Annotated in this window: 23 protein-coding genes; 13 read left to right on the forward strand and 10 right to left on the reverse strand. The window is 55.3% G+C overall.

Annotation, left to right across the window (positions count from 1 at the left end):
• Positions 1 to 34: 34 nt before the first annotated feature.
• The 5 genes from ABH899_RS20595 to ABH899_RS20615 are packed head-to-tail and all read left to right on the forward strand — an operon-like array spanning position 35 to position 2,341.
• Positions 35 to 241 carry a hypothetical protein gene (locus ABH899_RS20595; protein ID WP_009672254.1) on the forward strand — a complete coding sequence of 69 codons (207 nt, stop codon included), beginning with the start codon at positions 35 to 37 and terminating at the stop codon, positions 239 to 241.
• A 35-nt stretch (positions 242 to 276) separates the two neighbouring features.
• The gene (locus tag ABH899_RS20600; protein ID WP_009672158.1) at positions 277 to 639 is read left to right on the forward strand and encodes a spore coat protein; all 363 of its coding nucleotides are present in this window, start codon (positions 277 to 279) and stop codon (positions 637 to 639) included.
• 19 nt (positions 640 to 658) lie between these two features.
• On the forward strand, positions 659 to 1,795 hold the full coding sequence (locus ABH899_RS20605; protein ID WP_009672237.1) for a zinc-dependent alcohol dehydrogenase: 1,137 nt from the start codon (positions 659 to 661) through the stop codon (positions 1,793 to 1,795).
• A 34-nt stretch (positions 1,796 to 1,829) separates the two neighbouring features.
• On the forward strand, positions 1,830 to 2,033 hold the full coding sequence (locus tag ABH899_RS20610) for a hypothetical protein (RefSeq protein WP_009672022.1): 204 nt from the start codon (positions 1,830 to 1,832) through the stop codon (positions 2,031 to 2,033).
• An 11-nt stretch (positions 2,034 to 2,044) separates the two neighbouring features.
• Positions 2,045 to 2,341 (forward strand): spore coat protein, encoded by a 297-nt coding sequence (locus ABH899_RS20615; protein ID WP_218228936.1) that lies wholly within the window; start codon positions 2,045 to 2,047, stop codon positions 2,339 to 2,341.
• A gap of 58 nt (positions 2,342 to 2,399) precedes the next feature.
• On the opposite strand, the gene ABH899_RS20620 is transcribed toward ABH899_RS20615, so the two are convergent.
• Entirely contained in the window at positions 2,400 to 3,119 is a 720-nt protein-coding gene (locus ABH899_RS20620) for an SDR family oxidoreductase (protein ID WP_370000036.1), read from the reverse strand.
• 212 nt (positions 3,120 to 3,331) lie between these two features.
• Between ABH899_RS20620 and ABH899_RS20625 the strand changes: the two genes are divergently transcribed.
• A complete protein-coding gene (locus tag ABH899_RS20625; RefSeq protein WP_370000039.1) occupies positions 3,332 to 3,661 on the forward strand; it encodes a winged helix-turn-helix transcriptional regulator in 330 nt (109 codons plus the stop codon).
• A gap of 177 nt (positions 3,662 to 3,838) precedes the next feature.
• Here the strand turns inward: ABH899_RS20625 and ABH899_RS20630 are convergent, their stop codons facing one another.
• Positions 3,839 to 5,341 carry a sensor domain-containing diguanylate cyclase gene (locus tag ABH899_RS20630; protein WP_370000042.1) on the reverse strand — a complete coding sequence of 501 codons (1,503 nt, stop codon included), beginning with the start codon at positions 5,339 to 5,341 and terminating at the stop codon, positions 3,839 to 3,841.
• A gap of 396 nt (positions 5,342 to 5,737) precedes the next feature.
• Here ABH899_RS20630 and rpoD point away from each other — a divergent pair, with 396 nt between their 5' ends.
• The 3 genes from rpoD (at position 5,738) to ABH899_RS20645 (ending at position 8,335) form a co-directional block, all read left to right on the forward strand.
• Entirely contained in the window at positions 5,738 to 6,649 is a 912-nt protein-coding gene (rpoD, locus tag ABH899_RS20635; protein ID WP_196809670.1) for an RNA polymerase sigma factor RpoD, read from the forward strand.
• A 21-nt stretch (positions 6,650 to 6,670) separates the two neighbouring features.
• Positions 6,671 to 6,910: a hypothetical protein gene (locus tag ABH899_RS20640; RefSeq protein ID WP_231392109.1), complete on the forward strand. Its 240-nt coding sequence runs from the start codon at positions 6,671 to 6,673 to the stop codon at positions 6,908 to 6,910.
• A gap of 234 nt (positions 6,911 to 7,144) precedes the next feature.
• Positions 7,145 to 8,335: a DHH family phosphoesterase gene (locus ABH899_RS20645; protein WP_370000046.1), complete on the forward strand. Its 1,191-nt coding sequence runs from the start codon at positions 7,145 to 7,147 to the stop codon at positions 8,333 to 8,335.
• 169 nt (positions 8,336 to 8,504) lie between these two features.
• Here ABH899_RS20645 and ABH899_RS20650 read toward each other — a convergent pair whose 3' ends face one another.
• Entirely contained in the window at positions 8,505 to 9,809 is a 1,305-nt protein-coding gene (locus ABH899_RS20650) for an NtaA/DmoA family FMN-dependent monooxygenase (RefSeq protein WP_370000049.1), read from the reverse strand.
• Between the two features lie 152 nt (positions 9,810 to 9,961).
• Positions 9,962 to 10,789, reverse strand: coding sequence for a helix-turn-helix transcriptional regulator (locus ABH899_RS20655; protein WP_370000052.1), 828 nt, complete (start codon positions 10,787 to 10,789; stop codon positions 9,962 to 9,964).
• 331 nt (positions 10,790 to 11,120) lie between these two features.
• On the opposite strand from ABH899_RS20655, the gene ABH899_RS20660 reads away from it, so the two are divergent.
• Complete coding sequence (locus tag ABH899_RS20660) at positions 11,121 to 11,912, forward strand: NAD-dependent epimerase/dehydratase family protein (protein WP_370000055.1); 792 nt, start codon at positions 11,121 to 11,123, stop codon at positions 11,910 to 11,912.
• A gap of 225 nt (positions 11,913 to 12,137) precedes the next feature.
• Here ABH899_RS20660 and chrA read toward each other — a convergent pair whose 3' ends face one another.
• From chrA to ABH899_RS20680, 4 genes are all read right to left on the reverse strand, one after another.
• Positions 12,138 to 12,683: a chromate efflux transporter ChrA gene (gene chrA / locus ABH899_RS20665; RefSeq protein ID WP_370000426.1), complete on the reverse strand. Its 546-nt coding sequence runs from the start codon at positions 12,681 to 12,683 to the stop codon at positions 12,138 to 12,140.
• Positions 12,683 to 13,306, reverse strand: coding sequence for a chromate efflux transporter ChrB (gene chrB, locus ABH899_RS20670; protein WP_370000058.1), 624 nt, complete (start codon positions 13,304 to 13,306; stop codon positions 12,683 to 12,685). Before chrB ends, chrA begins: the two co-directional genes overlap by 1 nt.
• A 2-nt stretch (positions 13,307 to 13,308) precedes the next feature.
• The gene (gene chrS / locus ABH899_RS20675) at positions 13,309 to 13,791 is read right to left on the reverse strand and encodes a chromate efflux transcriptional regulator ChrS (protein WP_370000061.1); all 483 of its coding nucleotides are present in this window, start codon (positions 13,789 to 13,791) and stop codon (positions 13,309 to 13,311) included.
• A gap of 453 nt (positions 13,792 to 14,244) precedes the next feature.
• Entirely contained in the window at positions 14,245 to 16,431 is a 2,187-nt protein-coding gene (locus ABH899_RS20680) for a peptidase domain-containing ABC transporter (RefSeq protein ID WP_370000064.1), read from the reverse strand.
• Positions 16,432 to 16,615: 184 nt separating this feature from the next.
• Here ABH899_RS20680 and ABH899_RS20685 point away from each other — a divergent pair, with 184 nt between their 5' ends.
• The 3 genes from ABH899_RS20685 to ABH899_RS20695 all read left to right on the forward strand — a co-directional run bounded on the left by ABH899_RS20685 (position 16,616) and on the right by ABH899_RS20695 (position 20,087).
• Positions 16,616 to 16,837, forward strand: coding sequence for a bacteriocin-type signal sequence (locus ABH899_RS20685; protein WP_009672156.1), 222 nt, complete (start codon positions 16,616 to 16,618; stop codon positions 16,835 to 16,837).
• Positions 16,838 to 16,934: 97 nt separating this feature from the next.
• Complete coding sequence (locus ABH899_RS20690) at positions 16,935 to 18,455, forward strand: glycosyltransferase family 2 protein (protein ID WP_370000067.1); 1,521 nt, start codon at positions 16,935 to 16,937, stop codon at positions 18,453 to 18,455.
• A gap of 180 nt (positions 18,456 to 18,635) precedes the next feature.
• Positions 18,636 to 20,087 (forward strand): amidase, encoded by a 1,452-nt coding sequence (locus ABH899_RS20695; RefSeq protein WP_370000069.1) that lies wholly within the window; start codon positions 18,636 to 18,638, stop codon positions 20,085 to 20,087.
• Positions 20,088 to 20,333: 246 nt separating this feature from the next.
• Here the strand turns inward: ABH899_RS20695 and ABH899_RS20700 are convergent, their stop codons facing one another.
• Both ABH899_RS20700 and ABH899_RS20705 read right to left on the reverse strand, forming a co-directional pair.
• The gene (locus ABH899_RS20700) at positions 20,334 to 21,428 is read right to left on the reverse strand and encodes a tetratricopeptide repeat-containing glycosyltransferase family 2 protein (protein ID WP_370000071.1); all 1,095 of its coding nucleotides are present in this window, start codon (positions 21,426 to 21,428) and stop codon (positions 20,334 to 20,336) included.
• Between the two features lie 384 nt (positions 21,429 to 21,812).
• The gene (locus tag ABH899_RS20705) at positions 21,813 to 22,544 is read right to left on the reverse strand and encodes a FadR/GntR family transcriptional regulator (RefSeq protein ID WP_370000074.1); all 732 of its coding nucleotides are present in this window, start codon (positions 22,542 to 22,544) and stop codon (positions 21,813 to 21,815) included.
• Positions 22,545 to 22,558: the final 14 nt, after the last annotated feature.

The following is a 22,558-nucleotide window of genomic DNA, read 5'->3' on the forward strand; positions in this document are numbered from 1 at the left end:
TTGTTAACAAGCTGGGAAATGAGGTGACTAGCACATGGATCAAAAGCATCTGGCACCGCATGAAACGATGGAAATTCACGAAATGCTAAATTTTAAAACGGTTGCCCTGACTAAATCTAAATTTATGCAAGGGATTGTTTTCGATAGGGATTTGAAAGCGCTGATGGAAAAAGACGTCCAGCAATCCGTCCAGGCCATTCAACAACTGCAGGGGCTTTATGCCAAAGCGCCTGTGCAGTAAACCATTTAGCGCGGCTGCGCATGGAGGAGCTTACCATGAATAATGATTATCTGGACCCCGTTAATTCCAGAGGAATGCCAAATCAGGCGGATGCGATGTTTGCGCTCGATTTTCTGCTTACGGTCAAGAACGGGGTAAGAAACTGCGCTTTCGCGTTATCGGAGACGGCCACACCTGAAGTGCGCAAGATGTTGATGGGCCAGCTTGAGCAGGCCATACAGCTTCACGAAGAGATCAGCAAACTGATGATCGATAAGAAGTGGCTGCATCCGTACAATGTAAGCGAACAATTCCAGTTGGACCTGACTTCCGCACAGATGACCGTACAAATAGCGGGCATGAAATTATTTCCCGAAGATACGGCGCGCCTCGGCTTGTTTGCGGACCTGGAACATTAATGGAGGAGGAAATCGGATTATGAAAGCAGTCACCTACCAGGGCATTAAAAATGTTCAGGTTAAAGAAGTGAAAGATCCGCGGATCGAGAAAGCGGACGACATTATCGTCAAACTGACCAGCACGGCCATCTGCGGCTCCGATCTTCATTTGATTCACGGGATGATCCCGAACTTTCCGCAGGATTACATTATCGGCCACGAGCCGATGGGAGTCGTGGAAGAAGTCGGTCCCGAGGTTACGAAGCTGAAAAAAGGCGACAGGGTTATTGTCCCTTTCAACGTGGCGTGCGGATCGTGCTGGTACTGCAATCACGAGCTGGAAAGCCAGTGCGACAATTCCAATCCGCACGGGGACATGGGCGCGTACTTCGGCTATTCGGAGACGGCTGGAGGATATGCCGGCGGACAAGCGGAATACATGCGCGTTCCTTACGGCAACTTTACACCGTTTAAAGTGCCCGAAAGCAGCGAACTTCCAGACGAGAAGCTGGCACCGCTTGCGGACGCCATGTCGACCGCTTACTGGAGTGTGGACAACTCCGGCGTAAAAAGCGGGGACACAGTCATTATCCTAGGATGCGGACCCGTGGGACTGCTTGCCCAGAAGGCCGCCTGGCTCAAGGGCGCCAAGCGGGTTATTGCCGTTGATTATGTGGACTACCGGCTGGAGCATGCGAAACGGACGAATAAAGTAGAAATCGTCAATTTCGAGAAAGAAGAAAACATCGGCAATCACTTGAAAGAGATTACGCAGGGCGGAGCCGACGTGGTGATCGACGCGGTTGGAATGGACGGAAAAATGACGCCCCTGGAATTTCTGGCGACGGGATTGAAGCTTCAGGGCGGAGCCATGGGCTCGCTTGTAATCGCGACCCAAGCCGTCCGTAAAGGCGGAACGATCCAGATTACCGGCGTATACGGAGCCCGATATAACGGATTTCCTCTCGGCGATATTTTCCAGCGGAACGTCAATCTCCGCACCGGACAGGCGCCGGTCATTCATTATATGCCGTATCTCTATAATCTGATTGAAGAAGGCAAACTGGACCCGTCGGATGTGTTCACCCATATCCTTCCGTTATCGGAAGCGAAGAAGGGGTACGAGGTCTTCGATACGAAGACGGACGGCTGCATTAAAGTTCTTCTGAAACCGTAGTTTTGGGTTTATTTTCCGTCCGGAGGTGAAGACAATGACCCCTACGAAATTGGCTCTGCACGAGACCCTGGATTTGCATGAAATCACCGCCTTCAAAAACGTGTGTCTGACTAAAGCGAAAACCATGCAGGCGCTTGTTTCCGACGATGCCTTGAAATCCATCCTGCAGCAGGATGTCCAGGTATCGAGCCGCCAGCTCCAGGAGCTGGATCAGCTGCTGTCCCGAACATCCCATTAGGAGGCGTACAAGTGAATCCCATACTGGAGTATTTAACGGGCATGCATGTCATGACCGATCAGGTAATTGCACAGGATTTCCTTATTTCCGCAAAGTCCGGCATTCAAAATTACGCGGTGGCGATTACGGAGACATCGACTCCGGAAGTCAAAGCGGTTCTGCACAAACATTTGCGGGAAGCGGTTCAGACGCATGAGCGGATTACGAATTACATGATTGAGCAGGGATATTACCATCCCTATGATCCGGTGGAGCAAATAAAGCTGGACCGCCAAAACGTACAGGCGACTTTAAATATTCCTTCCTGACAGGTATAAGAAAAAGACCAGGCTCTCCCCACCGAAGAGCCTGGTCTTTTTTTTGCGATCAAGTCAGCAAATGGCCGCCTTCAACATGGAGAACGGTGCCGGTTACGAAGCTGTTGTGAATCAGATACAGCACGCTCTCGGCCACGTCCCGGGACCGGCCGACCCGCTTGGCCGGCAATCTGGCGGCCACGGATTCGTAGAAAGCGCTGCGGGCCGCGTCATCCATGCCGGCACGGGAAGGCGTATCAATGATGCCGGGCGAGACGACATTGACCCGCAGGGGAGCCAGCTCCAGGGCAAGCGTCTGGCCGAGCGAAGCGACGGCGGCATTCACGGCACCGAGGCTTGCGGAGCCGGCCATCGGTTTGAAGGCAACGACGCCGGAGAAGAGAGTGATGGAGCCGCCTTCCGCAAGGAGAGGAGCGGCATACTTCGCCGCGTGGTACTGCCCCCAGAATTTGCTGTCAAACAGCTGCCGGGCTTTGGCCGTTTCGGTGGCAAGGAAGGGGCCGGACCAAGTCTGCGCCGCGGTGACGACCAGATGATCCAGGCGCTTGACGTCTCGCGTCATAAATTCCTTGACGGCCTGCTCGTCGGCCATGTCCAGCTCATAGGCCGAAACGGAGGACCCGAGCGTATTCCGGGCTTGGCGGAGCTTGTCCGCCGATCGGCTGGCGATCACAACCTCGGCCCCCTGCTCCAGGGCCAAAGCCGCGGTCTCCAGCCCGATTCCGGAGCTGCCTCCGATAATCACGATTTTTTTTCCTGCGAGTGTCATGTTAAATTTCCTCCTCGATTTGAGTTCGCCATGATGGACCGTTTCTGCCGTAACCAGGATAGGTAGATTGGCAAAAGGGCGGCCGGTGATAATTATTCTAAATCCAATAATTCATTTAGGAAAGTAGTGATATTTAATTCACCTTATTTCCCTAAAGTAACTATTGTGATATAGTTGGTTCCATTCACGCAATAAAAACGGGAGGTCTATCGTTGGAAGAAGTTAAATTAAGCAAGGGCGACCCCGGTACGAAGTGTCCGATCGAGGCGGCCTTGGGGATAATCGGCAGCAAATGGACCTTTCTTATTATCCGGGATTTGCTGATCGACGGAACGGTGAGATTCGGAGAACTGCTGAAATCTTTGGAGGGCATCAGCCCCAAAACGTTATCCGTTCGTCTGAGGGAGCTGGAAGAGAGCGGAATAGTCGTGAGAACCGTGTATCCCGAAGTGCCGCCCCGCGTGGAATACACGTTAACCGACAAGGGAAAACAGCTGGAGTCCATCTTCATCGAACTGAAGGTGTGGGGCTTGAAACTGTAGTGGGGCATAGCAAGTGGTTGTTTTACTTTCGGCTAAAAGCTGCCGTCTCTCTGAAGCCAACTAGTCATGGAGGAACCATAGATAGCGTCCTTCTCACTGCCGTACAGCCAACAAAAAAATCCCCGTTCTTAGCCGGTAGGGAAAGCGACGAACCGGGCGAACGGGGATACGTAACGGTTATATCGTATCCGGAGGGGAGCACGTATTATTTTTGTACGAATGCTTCTCGATATACATTTCTTTATCCGCGGCTTCGATAACTTCGGCGGCGGACATGTCCGTGCCGGGCCCGACAGCAAAGAAACCGTGGCTGACCGAAACGGGAAAAGGACTATCCGGCTCCCGGCTAAGAATGAGCAGATCTTCGCGGATGCGGCTCCAGATGAGGTCGGCGGCGTCCGGCCGGGTATGGAACACCAGGACGAATTCATCTCCTCCGTAGCGGAACAGATAATCTTCCGGCTCCAGGTTTCTCTGCAGTACTTCGCACGCCTTGTTAATGAGCGAGTCTCCTTCGGCGTGACCGTAGCGGTCGTTGACTTCCTTCAAATTGTTGATATCGACGAAGCAAACGACCAGCTCGCCGCCCTGCTCTCTGCACTGGACAAGTTCCTGCTGGAGAAGGGCCATCCCATGGCCTCTGTTCAGGACACCGGTCAGGGCGTCGAGGGACGCGTAGCGCGCGAGCTCGGCCTCGGCTTTTTTTAGCTCCGTAATATCCGTAATCCCCGCGAGTACGCACGTTTCGTTGTCGTATATAATGAGCTCATAGTTGATCATGACCCATTTCTGGGAATGAGGCGAGACGGACAGCTGGCAGATACGGTTCTTGATGCTGTCTTTTTGCAGCAGCTCATGGAGGATCTCATCCTTGTCCGCGCTGCTTGGATAAGTAATGGAGGCGTCGGCAGGCGTGCCGCTGTCCAGCGGAATTTGAAAAAAATGCGCGGCTTCGGCGTTCAGCTGCACGACGGTATTGTCCCGGATACGGGACAGGACGAGCGGATAAGGATTCACGGCGAACAGCTTCCGGAAATGAATCTCGTTTTCCCGAAGCTTCCGGGTGTTGATAAAATCTTTTTTTCTCAGGTTATACAAGGTAAGGACGATAAAGCAAGCGATAACCGCCGTCCCCGTCGTATTGATTTGCTTGGTCAGCAGATCGAATTTGTCTTTGTTTGCCATAGAAAGAAGGACTAGGAACACCGGATGGTTAATTAATAGAATAACCAAAAAATTCTTAGGGTGTATGGGAAGGATTATGGCCGCACTCAGCAGAATGATGATATAGGCGTCTACGTTTCCGGTCAGGCTTTGGCTGTTGATCGAAGAGAGCATGCCGATAAATAGGTAGAGGGCCGTGTAGGCAGTTACAAGGAGGGGCGGCCAGATCGTCCGTGAAGCGGCTGTCTGATTCCGGAGCAGACGGTACAGGATGAGGAACAGAACCGAGATCAGCGTACTCAGCAAATGTATGCCGATGGAGCCGTATCTGTAAGCCTCGTCGGGAACGTCCAGGTAAAGGAAAAAATCCGCGTAGAAGTAATAAGGATAGACGGCAATCAGCAGTATGGAAACCAGTTTGATCCGGTGAAACAAATGTCCGTGATGGGACTGGGTGAACAGCAGCGAATCACCGGTCTGTTTGGAGGGAAAGATCAATTCTCGCAAAGTACTCATCCTTTATCTGCTATACAATATGAATCATTTTATCACAAAAAGCGGAAAGGCCGATTCTTTTTTCGGCGGATTTACGAGAAGAAAAAAATAGAAAAACCCTTTTCCACGGAAAGTGAAAAAGGGCTTGAATTTTAAAGAAAGCTGTGATAAAATCACAAGTACTTATTTTTTAGTTAGGTATTTAGAATATATCATAATTTCATCTTGGTGTCAATACTCATAATTATAGCGGTTGCAGTTGCGGTCATTACCCGGGGCTTTGGCGGGTGCAGACGAAGAGAACGACAATGCACTGGACGTGATTCCGGTTTCGGGAAGCAGGGGGCTGAGCATATGACAAAAGATCAACAAACAGGAACAGAGGCAGGACAATTCCAACCGGTACTAGATCCGTTTATGAAACCGGGGAAAGACGACTCCCGGGAGGCGGAGCAGGGCGGGCAGCAGGATGACCTGTCTTTGCCGCATGGCATCCGCATGGATGATCCCGTACGTATGTACCTGAAAGAAATCGGACGTGTAGGGCTTCTTTCGGCTGAGGAGGAAGTCAATATCGCCAAACGGATCGAGCAGGGCGACGAGGAAGCGAAGCGTATTCTGGCGGAAGCGAATCTGCGTCTGGTCGTCAGCATCGCCAGAAGATACGCGGGCCGCGGCATGCTGTTCCTTGATCTGATCCAGGAAGGCAATATGGGACTGATGAAGGCCGTCGAGAAGTTCGACTATACCAAAGGATATAAATTCAGTACTTATGCGACCTGGTGGATCCGTCAGGCCATCACCCGCTCCATCGCCGACCAGGCGCGCACGATCCGTATTCCCGTTCATATGGTGGAAACGATCAACAAGCTGAGCCGCGTATCCCGCGAGCTCCTTCAGGATCTCGGACGGGAGCCCGCTCCCGAGGAAATCGCCAAAGAGATGGAGCTCAGCGTAGAGAAAGTCCGCGAGATTATGAAGATCGCCCAGGAGCCGGTGTCGCTTGAAACCCCTGTCGGCGAAGAAAGCGACACGAACCTGGGAGATTTCATCGAGGACCAGGACGCGATGGCTCCGGCCGACGCCGCCGCGTTCGAGCTGCTGAAGGTGCAGCTGGAGGACGTGCTCGACACGCTGAGCGAGCGGGAGGAGAACGTGCTGCGCCTGCGCTTCGGGCTCGACGACGGGCGTACCCGCACGCTGGAAGAGGTCGGCCAGGTATTCGGCGTCACCCGTGAAAGAATCCGCCAGATCGAGGCGAAGGCTCTGCGTAAGCTTAGACACCCGAGCCGCAGCAAACGGTTGAAGGATTTTCTGGACGAATCATAAGAGCAGGGGGAGATGAAAGGCATGACTGCAGGGTTTGTCATCCGCTGTCTGAACTGCGGAGAAGAACATAAAGTGGTGCCCGGCCAGCGTGCTTACCGGGACGAGCGCATCGTGTTCGGCACGGACAATTACGGCGCCGATCAGATTTCCTGCGAATGCGGGAACGCTCTGGAGGAGCACAGCGAATACAAGGGCGAAGCGTTTCACAGCGAGTTCGTCGTGAAATGGCGGGATTTATCCGGCAAGGAACCGGTCAACTGACCGGGTAACATCCGATTGCACGTTCAACAATGGCATTGAATAGAGCCGTTCCGGCAGGGCACTTTCCCGGTCCAGGTACTCGCGCGAGGCGCGGTATCTCACCGGCGGAAGTGCCTTTTGTTGTTGAAGCGAAAGAAAGAGGGTTGCATAGTCCGGCCGTTCTGTGGAAAAATTAGCAGGGATTAAACCCGCCCGGCGAAGGACGGGAAATTAACGGCAAGGAGGCGGAGTCCGATGATTCATTTGTATACACATAACGACCTGGACGGAGTGGGCTGCGGCATTCTCGCCAAATGCGCGTTCGGTGAAGAAGCGGAGGTCCGGTACAACTCCGTGGAAGGACTGAACGTCCAGGTCCAGAAGTTTCTGGAACTTGCCCGGCAGGGAAAGGTCAAGCACGAGTACCTCTACATTACAGACTTGTCCGTTAACGAACAGAACGAGCAGGAGCTGAACGAATACGCGCAATCCGGCGGCAAAATCAGCATGATCGACCACCATAAGACGGCGCTGCACTTCAATGCGTATCCATGGGCGGCGGTTACCGTGGCGTATCCCGACGGGAGGCTCGCTTCCGCGACGTCCCTGTTCTACGAGCACCTGCTGCGGAACGGGTTTTTGAAAGCGACTCCGGCGCTGGATGAATTCGTCGAGCTGGTCCGCCAGTACGACACTTGGGAATGGGAGGCGAACGGCAACGCGCAGGCCAAGCGGCTGAACGATCTGTTCTACCTCGTGTCCATTGACGAATTCGAGGAGAAAATGGTGCCCCGACTCCTGGGAAGGGAACCGTTCGCTTTCGATGATTTCGAAGAAAAAATTCTGGATATGGAAGAGAGTAAAATCGAGCGTTATATCCGGAGAAAACGCCGGGAAATCGTCCAGACCTTCATTCACGATTACTGCGTAGGCATTGTCCACGCGGAATCGTATCATTCCGAGCTGGGCAACGAGCTGGGCAAGGAGTACCCGCATCTGGATTACATCGCGATTCTGAATATGGGCGGCAAGCGCGTCAGCTTCCGGACCATCCACGATCACGTGGATGTTTCCCAGGTGGCCGGACGCTACGGCGGCGGCGGTCATGCGAAGGCTTCCGGCTGCTCGCTGACCGACGAGGTTTACCCGGCCTATGTGGCCGAGCCGTTCTCCGTCGAGCCGATCCGCACGGATGCTTTCCGCAACTATTACAACGTGAAAAACAGCAGCTTCGGAACGTTGTATGAAGGCCGCAGCGACACGCGGTTCTTCCTTTATCCCTTTGACGGAAAGTGGAAGATGGAGATTAACGGCGAAGAAGTCGACGCCTCGTACGAAACGTACGAGGAAGCGGAGCGTTTTATTAAACGGCATTATGCCGCGTGGCTGGTCCGCGATGAAGTGTTCGTGAAATTTCTGATGAAGCATTTCAGAAAAGAAACTTGAGCCGTGCGGCCGGGCAGAAGGCTGCTGAAGGCGACAAAGTGCATACCCCGCGGGTATGCACTTTTCCAATTTTATGGGAATAACATCGGCTTCCTATTTAAACAAACGGGGCAGCCCTTCCAAGCTTTCGGCTTAGAAGGGCTGTCCTATGTTTTAATAAGTATGGATGTTAAATACCCAAATGTGCCCTCAGAGTCGAGCCTGCATATTCGCTTCTGAACAAGCCTCTTTCAACCAACTGCGGCATAAGTTTTTCAAAAAATAGTTCCATAGATTGTTCTGAACCGCCCGGAAGAGCTATAAATCCGTCAATCGCTCCAGCCTCAAACCGCTCCATAATATCGTTCAGCACGTCCTCAACCGTTCCTACGGAAACCCAGTGAGCGGATCCGACGACCTCCGGCCTTGCCAGTACCTCTTCCACTGTAGGCTGATGGTTTGTAATATACCGGCGCAACAGCTCGGCATGTGTCCGGCTGCGGACTGGCTGATCCGGATCGGGAAGCATATCGGCAGTTACGCGATGATCCAAAGCAAAGCCGCTTAAATCAAGGCCCAGCACGGATTTGAGCGATACGTGTCTGCGCTCCGTACTCAAATGTGCGTGTGCGGCCTTATGTAATTCATGCGCCTCCTCGCGAGTTTCAGCCAAGAAAAAATATAATCCGGGCAAAACTTTGATGGCGTCCGGATTGCGTCCATGTTCCTGGGCTCTTCTTCTCAAATCATTTCGCAATTCCACTCCGGACTCAAGGTCCGGCATCGCCGCAAAAATAGCATCCGCTATGGAAGAGGCGAAGTTTCGTCCTATATCTGACGCGCCTGCTTGAAATAAAGGAATGGATCCCGATTTATGGGCAGGCAAAGTGAGCGGTCCCCGGACACTGAAAAACTCACCCGAATGATGAATGGAGGAAATTTTGTCCTTATCGGAAAATAGGCCTGACTCGCGGTCCATCACAATTGCTTCGTGCGGAAAACTTTCCCAGAGCTTTCGTGCGACATCCGTAAATTCCATGGCTTTCGCATATCTTTCTTGCGGTGAAGGCATGGGTGAATCACCGAAATTTTCTGCGCCTTCAATCGAAGTCACGATATTCCAGCCGGCGCGACCGTTGCTGAGCCAGTGCAGCGACTGAAGCTGCCTTGCGACAACATACGGCGGATTGAAAGTGGTGGAAACCGTTGTAACCAATCCAATCCGCTCGGTTTCACGAGCGATCGCCGCAAACATCATGGTAGGGTCGGGGCTGCCGAAATTAACGGAATCACCCAGCATCTGCGGGCTAACATAAAGATAATCCGCTTTGAAAAGGAAGTCGAGCTTTGCCTTCTCCGCCATCTTTGCCAAATCAATATAGTAGTCAATGGAATCCATTTTTTCCACACCGCTGTCTGGACGCCTCCAGCCGTCTCCTTTCATCCAAGTTGCAGATAAGGATAATCCGATACACAACTGTCTATTTGCAGTCAATTCTATCAACCTTTCTATAGCATAAAAATAGTTTACATTAGTAATAATGATTCTCATTATCAATGTATAGTGTAGCAAGGACTACAGAAAATGCAAATACACAAATCGCGAATGCTATATGGATGATTATCTAATCCAGGCTTGCCGTGCGGTTATTTATGATTCTCTGTTTTATGTGTGTATGCGGAGGGAGACACACCGAATTTCTTTTTAAATACTCTGCTGAAATATAGCTGATTGGCATAACCGACACTGACGGCAATATCGCGGATGGGAAAATGGCCTGCTTTAAGCAATTCACTCGCTCTTTCCATACGATAATGAATGACATAATCGATGGGACGCAGCCCCGTATATTTGTGAAAGAAGTAGGAGAAGCGTTTGGGACTCATTGCATGCAGCTCAGCTAACTCGCCGAGTGTCAACGGATTCATATAATGCCCGTTAATGTATGCAACCGCCTCCTCTATCACTCTTTTATTTGGAAAATGGCCGTTCTCCCGATACCTGCAACCTACCAGAACTTGATGCACGATGCTTAAGAATAATTCCTTGACGCGAAGTTTTCCTATCCCTCCAAGTGTATGGACATTCTGATGGAGCATGATCAGTAATTCCGTCACTCTCGGATTTACTCCAGGTTCAAGCTTGAAATGAGAGTCGCATTCATGACCTCTATTTCCATCACCTAACTTGTCCAATCGATAAAAAAGCAAATAGTACTCGAACTCTGATTGTCCTATAACTCGGGAGTCCAGCCGCATGCCTGGAGCCGCATGGAATACCGATCCCGGAAGTAATTCGTAGGCCGTTCCGTTCACACACATTTTAGCTTCTCCGCGAATGATAAAAAGAAATCCGTGGCTTACGGTCCTAAAGTCGCTCAATATACTTTCCGGCTGGATGACTAAACGGTAGGCACTTTCTATATCGCAGGAACAGCTGGCAAATATCTCGGCTAATTTATCCAAATCTATCATTGTGCTACACCTGCTTCCTATCTGGTCTATTGGCTTTCCTAAAGGTTCATGTCATTTATAATTTATCCCATTTTACAAAATAAAAGAACTGCTTCCCGGAGGAAGGGGACCGCTGCTACAAAGGATGGATACGATTAATTCAGCTTTTGAATCGGCTGTCTCTCCTGTTCGAATGAAATCTGTTGTGCCGTTAAAGGTGAACGGCCTTAAGGAGATTACGGTGCGGGCATCGGGGGTAAGGTGTACACATAACGGGCGGGAAAACTTCCGTGAATGGCGCTTTCCGCCGAGGGAGCCGGCCCGTAAACGTTTTTCGGAAGGGGAGAGGGCAGTGAGAAGGAAAATTCTCATCACGGGAGCGTCGGGAAGAATCGGCAGCGCGCTGCTGGACGGGCTGGGGAGCCTGGACCGTTACGACATCACGGCGGCCGATCTGGAAGCCGATGAGGAGGCCGGAGTCGTCCGGTTGGATGTGACGGATGCGGACCGGTTGGAGGAACTGACGAAAGGCGTGGATACGATTCTGCACATTGCCTGGGCCAAGGACGACGAGGATTTCTTGGGGAAAGTGCTGCCGATCAACGTGGCGGGCGCTTACCGGGTCTATGAAGCCGCCCGCAAGAACGGAGTGAAGCGGGTCGTTTTCGCCAGCTCCAATCATGCGACGGGGTTTTACAAGGTCGGGGACGATGTGGAGGTTACGGACCCTTACCGGCCGGACAGCTTTTACGGACTCAGTAAGTGTACTATCGAACTGCTCGGGCGCTTGTATGCGGATAAGTACGGGATTTCTTCCTTCAATATGCGGATCGGCAATTTTCCCGGCGATGACCGCCCTCATTCCGAACGTTCGGCTCACATCTGGATTTCGTCCCGGGACATGGTGCAGCTTGCCGAGCGCTGCATAGAAGCGGACGCGTCGATGAAGTACCTCGTCCTCTACGGAACGTCGGCGAATACAGGCAATTATTACGATATCGGCTATTTAAAAGAACTGATCGGCTACGCTCCGCAGGACGATTCCGCCGTTCTGATGGAGGAAGCCCGGCAGCGGCGCGAGAACATCAAGGAAGACGAAACCCCGTATCAGGGGGGAAGCTTCGTGGATAAGAAGCCTTCCTAGGAAACGGGCGGACGGTACATGCTGCGTGTACCGTCAGCTGTGTCCGGAGCCGGACCGGGCTCCTGCCCGGGCAGACATGGAAGCATAAACGTAACCCCCGGTATGAAGCCTACCGGGGGTTTTGCGCTGCTTTAAGCACGAACGGAACTGACATGCGCTTCACTTCCGAATGAAACCGGACCGTGTTTACGGCCGGAAAACTGCTTAAACGGAAATAACCGTTTCTCAGATCCCGAAATGTCCGATCACCACGCCGCCGTAGACGAACGCGGCAATGATCACGAACGCCGGGTGGATTTTGCGCCTTTGCATGGCCCAATACGCGACGGCGGCAATGCCGAGCGACTGCCAGATGCCGATGGATTGGACGGAGCCTTCCGCCATCTGCCAGGTCAGCACGACCATCATGACGGCGATGACGGGCTGGACGAGCAGCGTCATGCCTCTCACGACGGAGGACTGCCGGTGCTTCTGAAGGAGCTTCAGAAGTACGATCAGGGCGACCGCCGAAGGAACGACAGTCGCGGCTATGGCGACTGTCAGCCCGAACCAGCCGGCGGCGTCGTAGCCGACGTAAGCGGCGATCTTCGTCGCGATCGGGCCGGGCAGCGTGTTGCCCAGCGCAAGGATGTTGGAGAACTGGCGGTCGTCCGCCCAGTGATAGTGCGTGACAACCTCCTGATACACGAGGGGAATGGAGGAGGGCCCTCCCCCGTAACCGAGGACGTTGGCGACGAAAAAACCGATGAACAGGTTCAGCCACTCTTCCATCATGAACCGTCCTCTTTTCCGTCATCCGGTGTGCCTCGTTTGCCCAGCTTGCCCCGCAGCCAGCGGACGGCTTTGAAATGAAACGCGCCGTAGGCCAGGAAAGCGATGATCACAATCGCCGCGTGGATTTGAATGATTTCGAGCATTAGCAGCGACAGCGCGAAAAATCCGAAGCCCGCAAGCTTGCCGAGCCCTCTGACGGCCCGTTCGGCGAACTCGTAGGCCATCAGGCCGATCATCACGGCCACAACCGGGACGACGGCGGCGATCATCCCCTGCACGACGGTGGAGCTGCTCAAGTAGCCGACCACGGAAAGCAGCGCGATCATCGCCAGCGACGAAGGCAGAATATGCGCGATGACGGCGACGATAGCACCGGGGGTGCCTTTCTGCCGGTAGCCGAGGTAGGCGGCGATTTTCGTCGCGATCGGACCCGGGAGGGCGTTGGCCAAGGCCAGGATTTCGCCGAACTCCTCGTCTTCCATCCAGCCGTAATGATTGACGGCCTCATAGCGGATCAGCGGAATGACGGACGGACCTCCGCCGTAGCCGAGAATGCCGGTTTTGACCATTGCCGAGGTCAGTTCGTAGTAGGGCTTTCGCCCGCGGGAAGCCTGTTCCATATTTACAACCTCATTCCCATGCGGCTTTTGAACCGGGTAATCAGCACCTGGCAGTCCACACTCGTAATGCCCGGCAGCGGGTACAGCTTTTCTTTGAGGAACAGCTCCATCTCCTGATGATTCGTAAAAAGCCCATGCATATGCAGCTTGCTCGGACCCGTCATATGATAGAGACTCGTCACCGAAGGCTCTTCCGCCAGCCGGTCGGCCACTTGGTGCAGAAACTTGGGCTCTACCTCCACGTTAAAAAAAGCGGAGACCCCGATCCCGATTTTCTCGGGATTGATGACCGCGGTAAATCTTTCGATTACTCCCGTTTCCATCAGAGCTTGTATCCGTCCCTGGACGGCCACACGCGATAACCCGATATCTTTGGCCAGGTCGGTATAGGAAATGCGGCCGTTGGCGTTCAAGGCCCGGATAATTTTGCGGTCGGTTTCGTCGATTCCCGTAGATTTGGTTTCCGGCGGCTCTTGGGTGTTCATTTTCGGATTGCCTCCTTTTATTTCTATTCGTTAACATGTTGTCGGATAAAAAATCAAAAACATTTCGTTATGTAAGAATATATACATATTTTCTTTCGTTTTCAAATTATTTTTCGGAAAATTGTGGCGTCCGCATGGAAATAAGCCGGTTTATTCCCGGCACGACGGAGCTTCCGGGTTCGGAAATTTCGGGTACGGAGCTCTTGGGTCCGGAAATCCGGCATCTTGTTCCGGCCCCTGGAGTTATGCTTTGACCATTCCGGAGCGGACGAGGAGCTTCCTCTTAGCCCTCTTGCGGGACCCGAAGAAGGGGGCGTAAGGCTGCGGAGGATAGAGAAGAACAAGCCGCCGTCCGGTTAGTTTGACCGGAAAGAGGGCGCCGCATGAAAGGGCAGGCCGAAAAGACCCGACCGAAAAGACCCGGCAGTAAAACCGGGTCTCCCGCACTGCCCCTTACAAAGCGGCCTGCGCTTCCGCAAACTGGCTGTTCCACAAAGCGCTGTAAGCGCCGCCCCGCCGCATAAGCTCGTCATGGCTGCCGGCCTCGACGATACGGCCCTTGTCCATGACGCAGATCCTGTCGCAGTGCCGCACTCCGCTCAGCCGGTGAGAGATCATCACTGTCGTGATGCCGAGGCCGGCGACCAGCGAGGTAATCGCCTTCTCCGTCACGGCGTCCAGGCTGCTTGTCGCTTCGTCCATCAGAAGCAGGTGGGGCTTCTTCATGAGCGCCCTCGCTACCGAAAGCCGCTGGCGCTGGCCTCCCGACAAGTTGGAGCCGTTCTCCTCCAGCACCGTCTCGTAATGCTGGGGAAGCGAGGCGATAAAGTCGTGAATTTGCGCCTGCTTGCAGACTTTCGCAACTTCTTCCAGGGACGGCTTGGGATCGAGTCCCAGACACAAGTTGTCGTAAACCGTGCCGTGGTAGAAAAACGTTTCCTGCGGCACATACGCGATCCGGCTGCGAAGGACACCGGCGGGAATATCACGCAGATCGTGTCCGTTGATCTCGATGCTTCCCTGCTCGGCTTCGAAAAATTTCATCATCAGCTTCAGCAGACTTGTTTTGCCGGAGCCGCTCGGTCCGACCAGAGCCGTCGAGGAACCCTCGCGTATCGTGAGATTTACATCGTCTAAGGTAAGGGGCCTGCTTCCGTAGCGGTAAGAGAGATGGCGGATCAGCAGATCCCCCCGCAGGTCCAAGGCGTCCCTGGAGACGGCAGCTTCATCCGGCGAAAGCTCTTTTTCCGCCGCCAGATCCATATATTCACCCAGCCTGGAAGCGGCGACATAAGCCGACTGGAGTACGGGCTGAAGGTCGATCAGCCGCTGAAGCGGGCTTAGAAAATAGGCCAGGAGCACGTTAAAGGTAATGAGCTGGCCGGCCGTGATCTCCCCTTCCAGCACCTGACGGGCGCCGATCCACAGCAGGACGACTCCGCTGATAAGCTGGAGGGCCGTTTTCAACGCCGACTGGACGTTGTTCATCAGACCGTACTTAAACGCCGTAGCCAGAAAAGCTTCGTATTTCGCCCTTGCGGTCTCTTTTACCTCCCTTTGTGCGGTGGAGGCTTTGACGGTCTCGATGCCTTTAATGGATTCGATGACATAGGAAGTCAGCTCGGCATTCTCGTTCATCATCTTCCGGTTATACCGGTCAAAAAATCCGCGGAAGCCTGCCATAATCAACACATACACCGGGACGAGCAGCAGCGTAAGGCCGAAGAGGAGCGGATTCTGGTTATAAAGGACGGCAGCCGCTATCAGCAGCGTCAGGGAATCGACCGCGATATGAAGAGAGGCTTCGGAGAGCGCGTCCCGGACGTTGGAGGCGTCGGTCAGTCTGGAGGTGATTTCCCCTGTTTTGCGCGAACTGAAAAAGCTCATCGGCAGCGAAATGACGTGATTGTAATAGTCCAGCACAAGACTGCGGTCGATGCGCTGGGCGAGATACAGGAACAGATGATTTCTCGCGAAATCAAGCAGGGTCTGGACCGCGTACAGCACAATAATGCCGACCGAAACGAGCGTGAGCGTGCCTTGCAGCTTTTCGGCCATAATCGTATCGAGCAGAATTTGAAAATAAAAGGCGCCGGTCATGCCGATCGCCGTTACGAGAAGCGAGGCGGCAAGAATCGGCAGGAGAAGCTTCCGGTTGCTGCGGAGCAGGGGGAAGAAACGCTTCGCAGCGCCCGTCACCCGGCTGCCGGGTTCGAAGCTTTCGCCGGGCGTCAGCAGAATAAGCACGCCGGTCCACAGGTTCAGGAATTCTTCCGTTTTGTATGTCCGCATTCCTTCGGCGGGATCGGCAGCAAGGACCTTATCCCCGGTAACCTTGTAGATCACGACATAATGCTGAACTTCCCGGTCGATCACATGCGCGACAGCCGGAAGTTCGAACCCGGCGAACAGAGCCGGGGCGTCGCCTTTTACCGCTTCGGCGGTGAAGCCGAGCTTCTCGGCCCCCTGCACGATGCCGTAGGCGTTCGTCCCCGTATGATCCGTGCCGCAAGCTTCGCGGATCAGGGAAAGCGGCATTTTCAGGCCGTAATAACGGGCCACGGCAGCCAGGCAGGCGGGGGCGCAATCTTTCCGGTCGTGCTGCCGGATACAAACCGGTTTTCGGCTCAAGCTCAACATAATCACGCCTTCCTACAGCAGGTTATTACCTTTAAATAACCCGTTAGAGAGAGATTAATAACAAGTTTTAATAGTTAAAATCGCTAAATGAATGGATAATATATCCAAATCACGATTAAATTTTGGAACTCCGGGTTAAATAAAGTCGAGGTTATTCAACCTACTTCGGAAAGGAGAACTTACAATGAAAACACTCAAAAGTAACCACTCTTTCACCAAGCTGGATGAAACCGAAATGATGAATGTCAACGGCGGCGACTGGAGAGACCATGCGCGCTGGACGGCTGACTTCCTGCGGGGCCTCTTCTCTAATCCGCTCGGCTGCGGACTCGGCGATGTGACCGGAGGCAACAGCAAACCGGCCAAGGGCTGCTCGCCTTATCCGGCCAAAAACAGCAATTGCTAATCAGGAAACAGGGCCGGTTTAACCGGCCCTGTTTTCATTTCGATAGCCAGGGAAATAATAGAAGCGTAAGGGGTCAATAGCGCAGAGGGGTGAGCGGATGGTTAACGCGGATCGGGATTGGCTGAACAAGTACAGGTATAATCTCCCTTTCTTTGAAAACATACATAAGGAGCTGCTTCGTTCCGCGGCAGAGTCCCGGAACCCGGGGCCGGAGCAAGCATTCGGAGAGGCACGCGCTCAAGCGGAGCCGGGGACGCCGCTCCCGTCCTCCGGGTCTGTCCACCCCGCGCAACCGTCAAGCGCGGACGGGCGGACGGAGAATCTGCTCCGCCGGGTTGAAGAGCGGATTACCCTGCTGGAAAAGGTGCGGGAATGCTCGGATGAGCTGGTCTCGCTCATCGGAGAAGAGCCGTCCGGCATGCGGGAAGAAATAGCGGCGCTGAGCGGCAGCGAATTCGGAGAGCTGCTCGAGGATTTGCTCCGGTCGGGCCGGGCGTCGATATCAGTCGTCATTCCCGTCTTCAATGAAGAGCGGTGCATCGCGCGCTGTCTGGACAGTGTGCAGGGGGTGGCCGACGAGATTATCGTCCTCGATACGGGCTCGACGGACGGCACGGTCGACGTGATCCGCAGCGGCTATCCGCACGTCCGGATCGAGTTAACGGAGTGGAAGGACGATTTTGCCGAAATCCGTAACCGGCTGAACGGCTTGGCGACCGGAGACTGGATCTTCCACGTGGATGCGGACGAAGCTTTGATCGGCGACGGGGCGGAGCTTAGAGCTTTTTTGCGGCTGTTCTATGATTGTCCGGCCGAGGCGCTTGTCGTCTCGCCCGGAATCGTCAATCACGACGGTCAGGAGTTGACGCTGACCCGCAGAATTTACCGCCGGGAAGACGGGCTTCGCTACTACGGCGTCATTCATGAGGACCTCCGGAGGGAGATGGACGAAAGAGGCGGGGATCTGCGGCATCTTATGACGAGTTTCACGCTATCCCACGACGGGTACGAGCCGAAGGTGATCAAGGCGAAGAACAAGCACGAGCGGAATATCCGGCTGGAAGAGCAGATGGTGGCGAGAGAGCCGGATAACATCCGGTGGCATTATTTTCTGGCGCGAGAGAAGCAGGAAGCGGGATATCCCGACCATGAAGTCGTGGAGGGAATCCGCAAAGGACTCCGGCTCAGAGGAACGCGTACCGAGCCGGACCATTTTCATCTGCGCAGCCTGCTGCTACTGGCCGGTATACTGGACAGACAGCCTCAATATAACGAGCCGCTGAATGCCCTGGCGGAGGAAATCAATGCGCTTTATCCCGATTGCACCGACGGACTGTACTATCTGCTTCTGCATGAGTATACGGATGGAACGGGGAATCTGGTGACCCGGGCCGAATCGGGGCTGAACCGGCTGAAACAACTGGAGCATCCGTATTCCCTGCTGCATCCCAGAAGCGATCATGTCACGCGGCTGATCGGGGAGATATTTATGGCGGCCGGGCAGTACAAGCGGGCGTTCCATCTCTACTCCCTGATCTCCGACGAAAGAATCCTCCAAGACCTCCGGGAGAGGCTGGGCGGCCTTCAGGAGGAGATAGCCGCATTTTTGGAAGGATGATACGAACAGCCGTATAAAAAAGGGTTCTGCGCCGAGGTCAAGCTGCCGGCACGGAGGCCTTTTTTTCTATAACGAATCTTACTCTTGTAGGTAGGCTCCTCCCTCTGGGATAATGGAATTATGAGGAGTACCGGGAAACAGACGGAGCTTATCTTACGATGAAAAAGAGAGGGGAACCGCATGATGGTTATATTTGCGGAAGCAACCATTGCCGGGCTGCAGCATGCCATGGAGCAGGGAGAATGCACATCGTTCCAACTGGTCCGGTATTATATGGAACGGATCGCGGCGTTCGATCAGCAGGGGCCCGGCATTAATTCTGTCCTGGAGCTGAATCCGGACGCCCTGCATCTGGCGGAGGCGGCAGACGCCCAAAGGCGGCTCGGACAAGTCCGCGGACCGCTCCACGGCATTCCCGTCCTGCTCAAGGACAACATTCAGACCGCGGATAACATGCATACTAGCGCGGGTTCCTTAGCGCTCAAGGATCATTACGCCGGGGAAGACGCCTTCCTTGTCAAAAAGCTAAGGGAAGCCGGGGCGATCATCCTCGGCAAAGCGAACATGACGGAGTGGGCCAATTTCATGGCCGATGATATGATTTCCGGCTACAGCTCCCGCGGAGGCCAGGTGCTGAACCCGTACGGAGCGGACCTGTACGCCGGCGGATCGAGCACGGGAAGCGGCGCCTCCGTCGCTATCGACGTCACGACGGTTGCCGTCGGAACCGAGACGTCGGGCTCCATTCTCAGCCCGGCGATCCACAACTCCGTCGTCGGCATCAAGCCGACGCTGGGCCGCATTTCGCGAAGCGGGATCATTCCGCTCGCGCACAGCCAGGACACCGCCGGACCGATGGCCCGGACGGTGGCGGACGCCGCCGCGCTGCTTGGCGTGCTCTGCGGGTACGACCCGCAGGATGCGGCGACAGGCAGCGCGGCAGGCTTGGAAGAGCCGGACTTTACCGTCCATCTGGACAAGGACGGTTTGAAGGGCGCGCGGATCGGCGTTCCGCGCAGCGAGCACCTGGACCCGCTCACGGACGAAGAGCGGGAGCTTTTCGAAAGCCTGCTGGATGAAATCCGGGGGGCGGGCGCGGTCATCGTCGATCCGGTGGAAATTCCTTCGCTGGAAGAGCTGTCCGGTCACTGTTCGAAGGTGTTCTACTACGAGTTTAAGGCGGGTATCAACGCGTATCTGGGCAGGCTTCCTGACGGACTGCCGGTGCATACGCTGGAGGAGCTGATCGCCTTTAACGAGGCTCACGCGGACGAAGCGCTGAAGTACGGGCAGCAGGTGCTGATCCGGTCGGAAGCCACTTCGGGCAAGCTGACCGAACCCGAGTATCTGCTTCACCGGCTGGCCGATCTGCGCTTGTCCCGGACGGAAGGGATCGACTGCGCGATGCAGAGGCATCAGCTCGATGCGCTGCTGTTCCCGAACACGGCGGGCGACGAGATCGCGGCCAAAGCCGGTTATCCTTCGATCGCGGTGCCGGGCGGGTACTTGCGGAGCGGGATGCCTTTCGGCGTGATGTTCACGGGGGGAGCTTTCGCGGAGCCCGTGCTCATCAAGCTGGCATACGCCTTCGAGCAGCTCCGCCCGCGCAGGAAGCCGCCGGTGCTGGGTTAGCGTCAGAGGAGGAAACCACCGGAGCCCGGCTGACCGGTTCGGGGGGCATGTTATCAAAAAACCGGAGGGCTGATCGCCTTCAAGCGGTGCCGCACCGCGCCGGGAACTCATCGCGGGCATGAAAAGACCCTGCAATGAGCCGAATAAACTGCCGGGCTTCCGGGCTTCCGGGCTTCCGGGCTTCCGGCCGCGCGAAGCTCCCAGCGCGCGGTACTCGGCGAATAATGCAAACAAAACCCTCGCGGGTTAATCCGCGGGGGTTCCTTCTTTTCCGGCCAGCACGCCTTCGAGATAAGTCTTGTTGGCTAGAGCCTGGCGGTCGCCGGGACGGTACTCCAGCACCGTCTCGTTGTGCCGGTGAGCCAGCTCGTGCTTGCCGAGCCGGTCGTAGCAGACGCACAGCTGCAGGTGCGGGAGCCAGGTCGAGCAGGGGATATGAGTCAGCGCCCACGAATCGGTATGCTTGCCCGCCTGTAAAGCGGCCTCGTACCAGTAGGCGGCAGTGCGGCAGTCCTTTTTCCGTAAAAAGACGTAACCCAGACGGCAGCAAAATTCAGCGCGGGGACTTGCGTAGAGGAACGAGCGGAACACGCTGTCCAGCTCCCGCTTCTCGTCCCCGAGCGCGTGGAAACAGTCCGCCAGCCTGCCGCATGCGGAGATGTTGTCCTCGACCCAGCCGTTCCCCGTCCCGAGAAACTCCTCGTAATAATGGATGGCCCGGTTGTACATCCGGTGGTCTTTCAATTCATTGGCGAAATAAAACAAGTCCCTTGGCGAGAACGTTTCTCCCTGGGCCAGCCGGTTTTCGTAAATGCGCAAATTGCGGCCGCTGTCGTGGTGCAGAGCCCGGTGGGTGACGGCGATATCCGTCGTCCGGACACTCCCGCGGACTTCCAGATATTCATGCACGGGCCCGTGCCAGAGAAAGCCGCAGCTTCTCTTGACGAGGCGGTTGCGCCGGATGCTGGCGGATACTTGGCCGAACTCGTCAAAAGCGAGGTTGTAAACCATATTAACCGCGTCCACGGAAGGTTCCAGGGTTCTCTTGAGCGCGGCGAGTTTGATCCGGTCCGGCTCCTCGAATACGTCGTCCGCGTCCAGCCAGAGGATGTACTCTTTTTCGGCCAGGTTGAACGAATAATTGCGGGCGGCGGCAAAATCGTCGATCCACCGGAAATGATGGACCCGGTCCGTATACTCCCGCACGATGGGGACCGTCCGGTCCGTGGAGCCCGTATCCACGATGACGATCTCGTCCACGAGATCCGCCACGGACGCAAGACAGCGCCCGATATGGTCTTCTTCGTTCTTCACGATCATGCAAAGGCTGATGGTAGGCACGACAATCCCTCCCGAAGGTTGCTTGTAGCATCCTATTCAGCTTGCGGGAGGGTGTGACGGGCTGTCCGCCTGCCGGGGCACGCGCTGCCGCCGGACGGAGAGAACCCGCGGATGCGAAGTGAGCCGTGACAGGCTGCGGGACAGGACTTGAACCTGTGGCTTTCGGGTTAGGAGCGTGACGAGCTCCCGGCGGTGACATACATAATCCGATGAAAAATTGTGGATTGCGGGCAAGGTCGCCGGGCAGCTAAAAGGCCGGACGAAACCGGCCGGCAACCTGCCTGCGCCGTAGTCGCGTGACGATCGCGAAGAGGGTTTGCCTTGCAAGCGAGTAACTGAACGTTCAACAAGAAAGCGGCACAAGGGCGCCGTCCAGCCGTGACGTTACCGGGACGGAACATCGGCGCCTTTCTCCCCGAGCACCTGCTCCACTTTGGTGATGTGCTGCTCCATTCGCGCCGAGGCTTCTTGCGGCTGCCGGGAGCGGATGGCGTCGAAAATGGCCTGATGCTCGCGCAGCAGACGCTCCGCCGATGAACGCTCGGCGTAAAACCAGAGCGCTCGCGTGTCTTTCATGCTGTCGTGCAGCTTCTGCGAAAGCGACGCCATCAGATCGGCCAGCACGGGATTGTGCGTGGCGGCGGCGATCTGTTCATGGAAGCGGACATCCGCCTGCTCGCTCAGCGCTTCGTCGCCGAGATGCTCCTCCATGCTGCGGAGGGTGCCCGAGAGCGCGGCGAGATCGGCCTCCGTCCGGTTGACGGCGGCAAGAGAGGCGCAGCCGGTCTCCAGCACGCGCCGGACCTCCAGGATGTGCCGCAGCGATTCGGCCCGGCCGACCCATTCGGGGCGCAGCAGGCCCGGGTGCGGGGGTTCGGAGGGCAGCGCCTTGACGAAGGTGCCGCCGCCCTGCCGGATATCGAGCAGGCCCATGGCCTTGAGGACGCTCAGCGCTTCGCGGATCGTGGAACGGCCCACGCCGTACTGTGCGGCAAGGTCCACGACGGAAGAGAGGCGGTCGCCAACGGCGAGCCGTCCTTCCTCCAACTGCTTCCGGAGATCGTTCAACACCCATTCATGACTTTTAAGCGGCCGTCCGTTCGTATTTACATCCATTTGTTAAGCCCCCG

The organism is Paenibacillus sp. RC84 (assembly GCF_041260495.1).
Taxonomy (GTDB): Bacteria; Bacillota; Bacilli; order Paenibacillales; family NBRC-103111; genus Paenibacillus_F.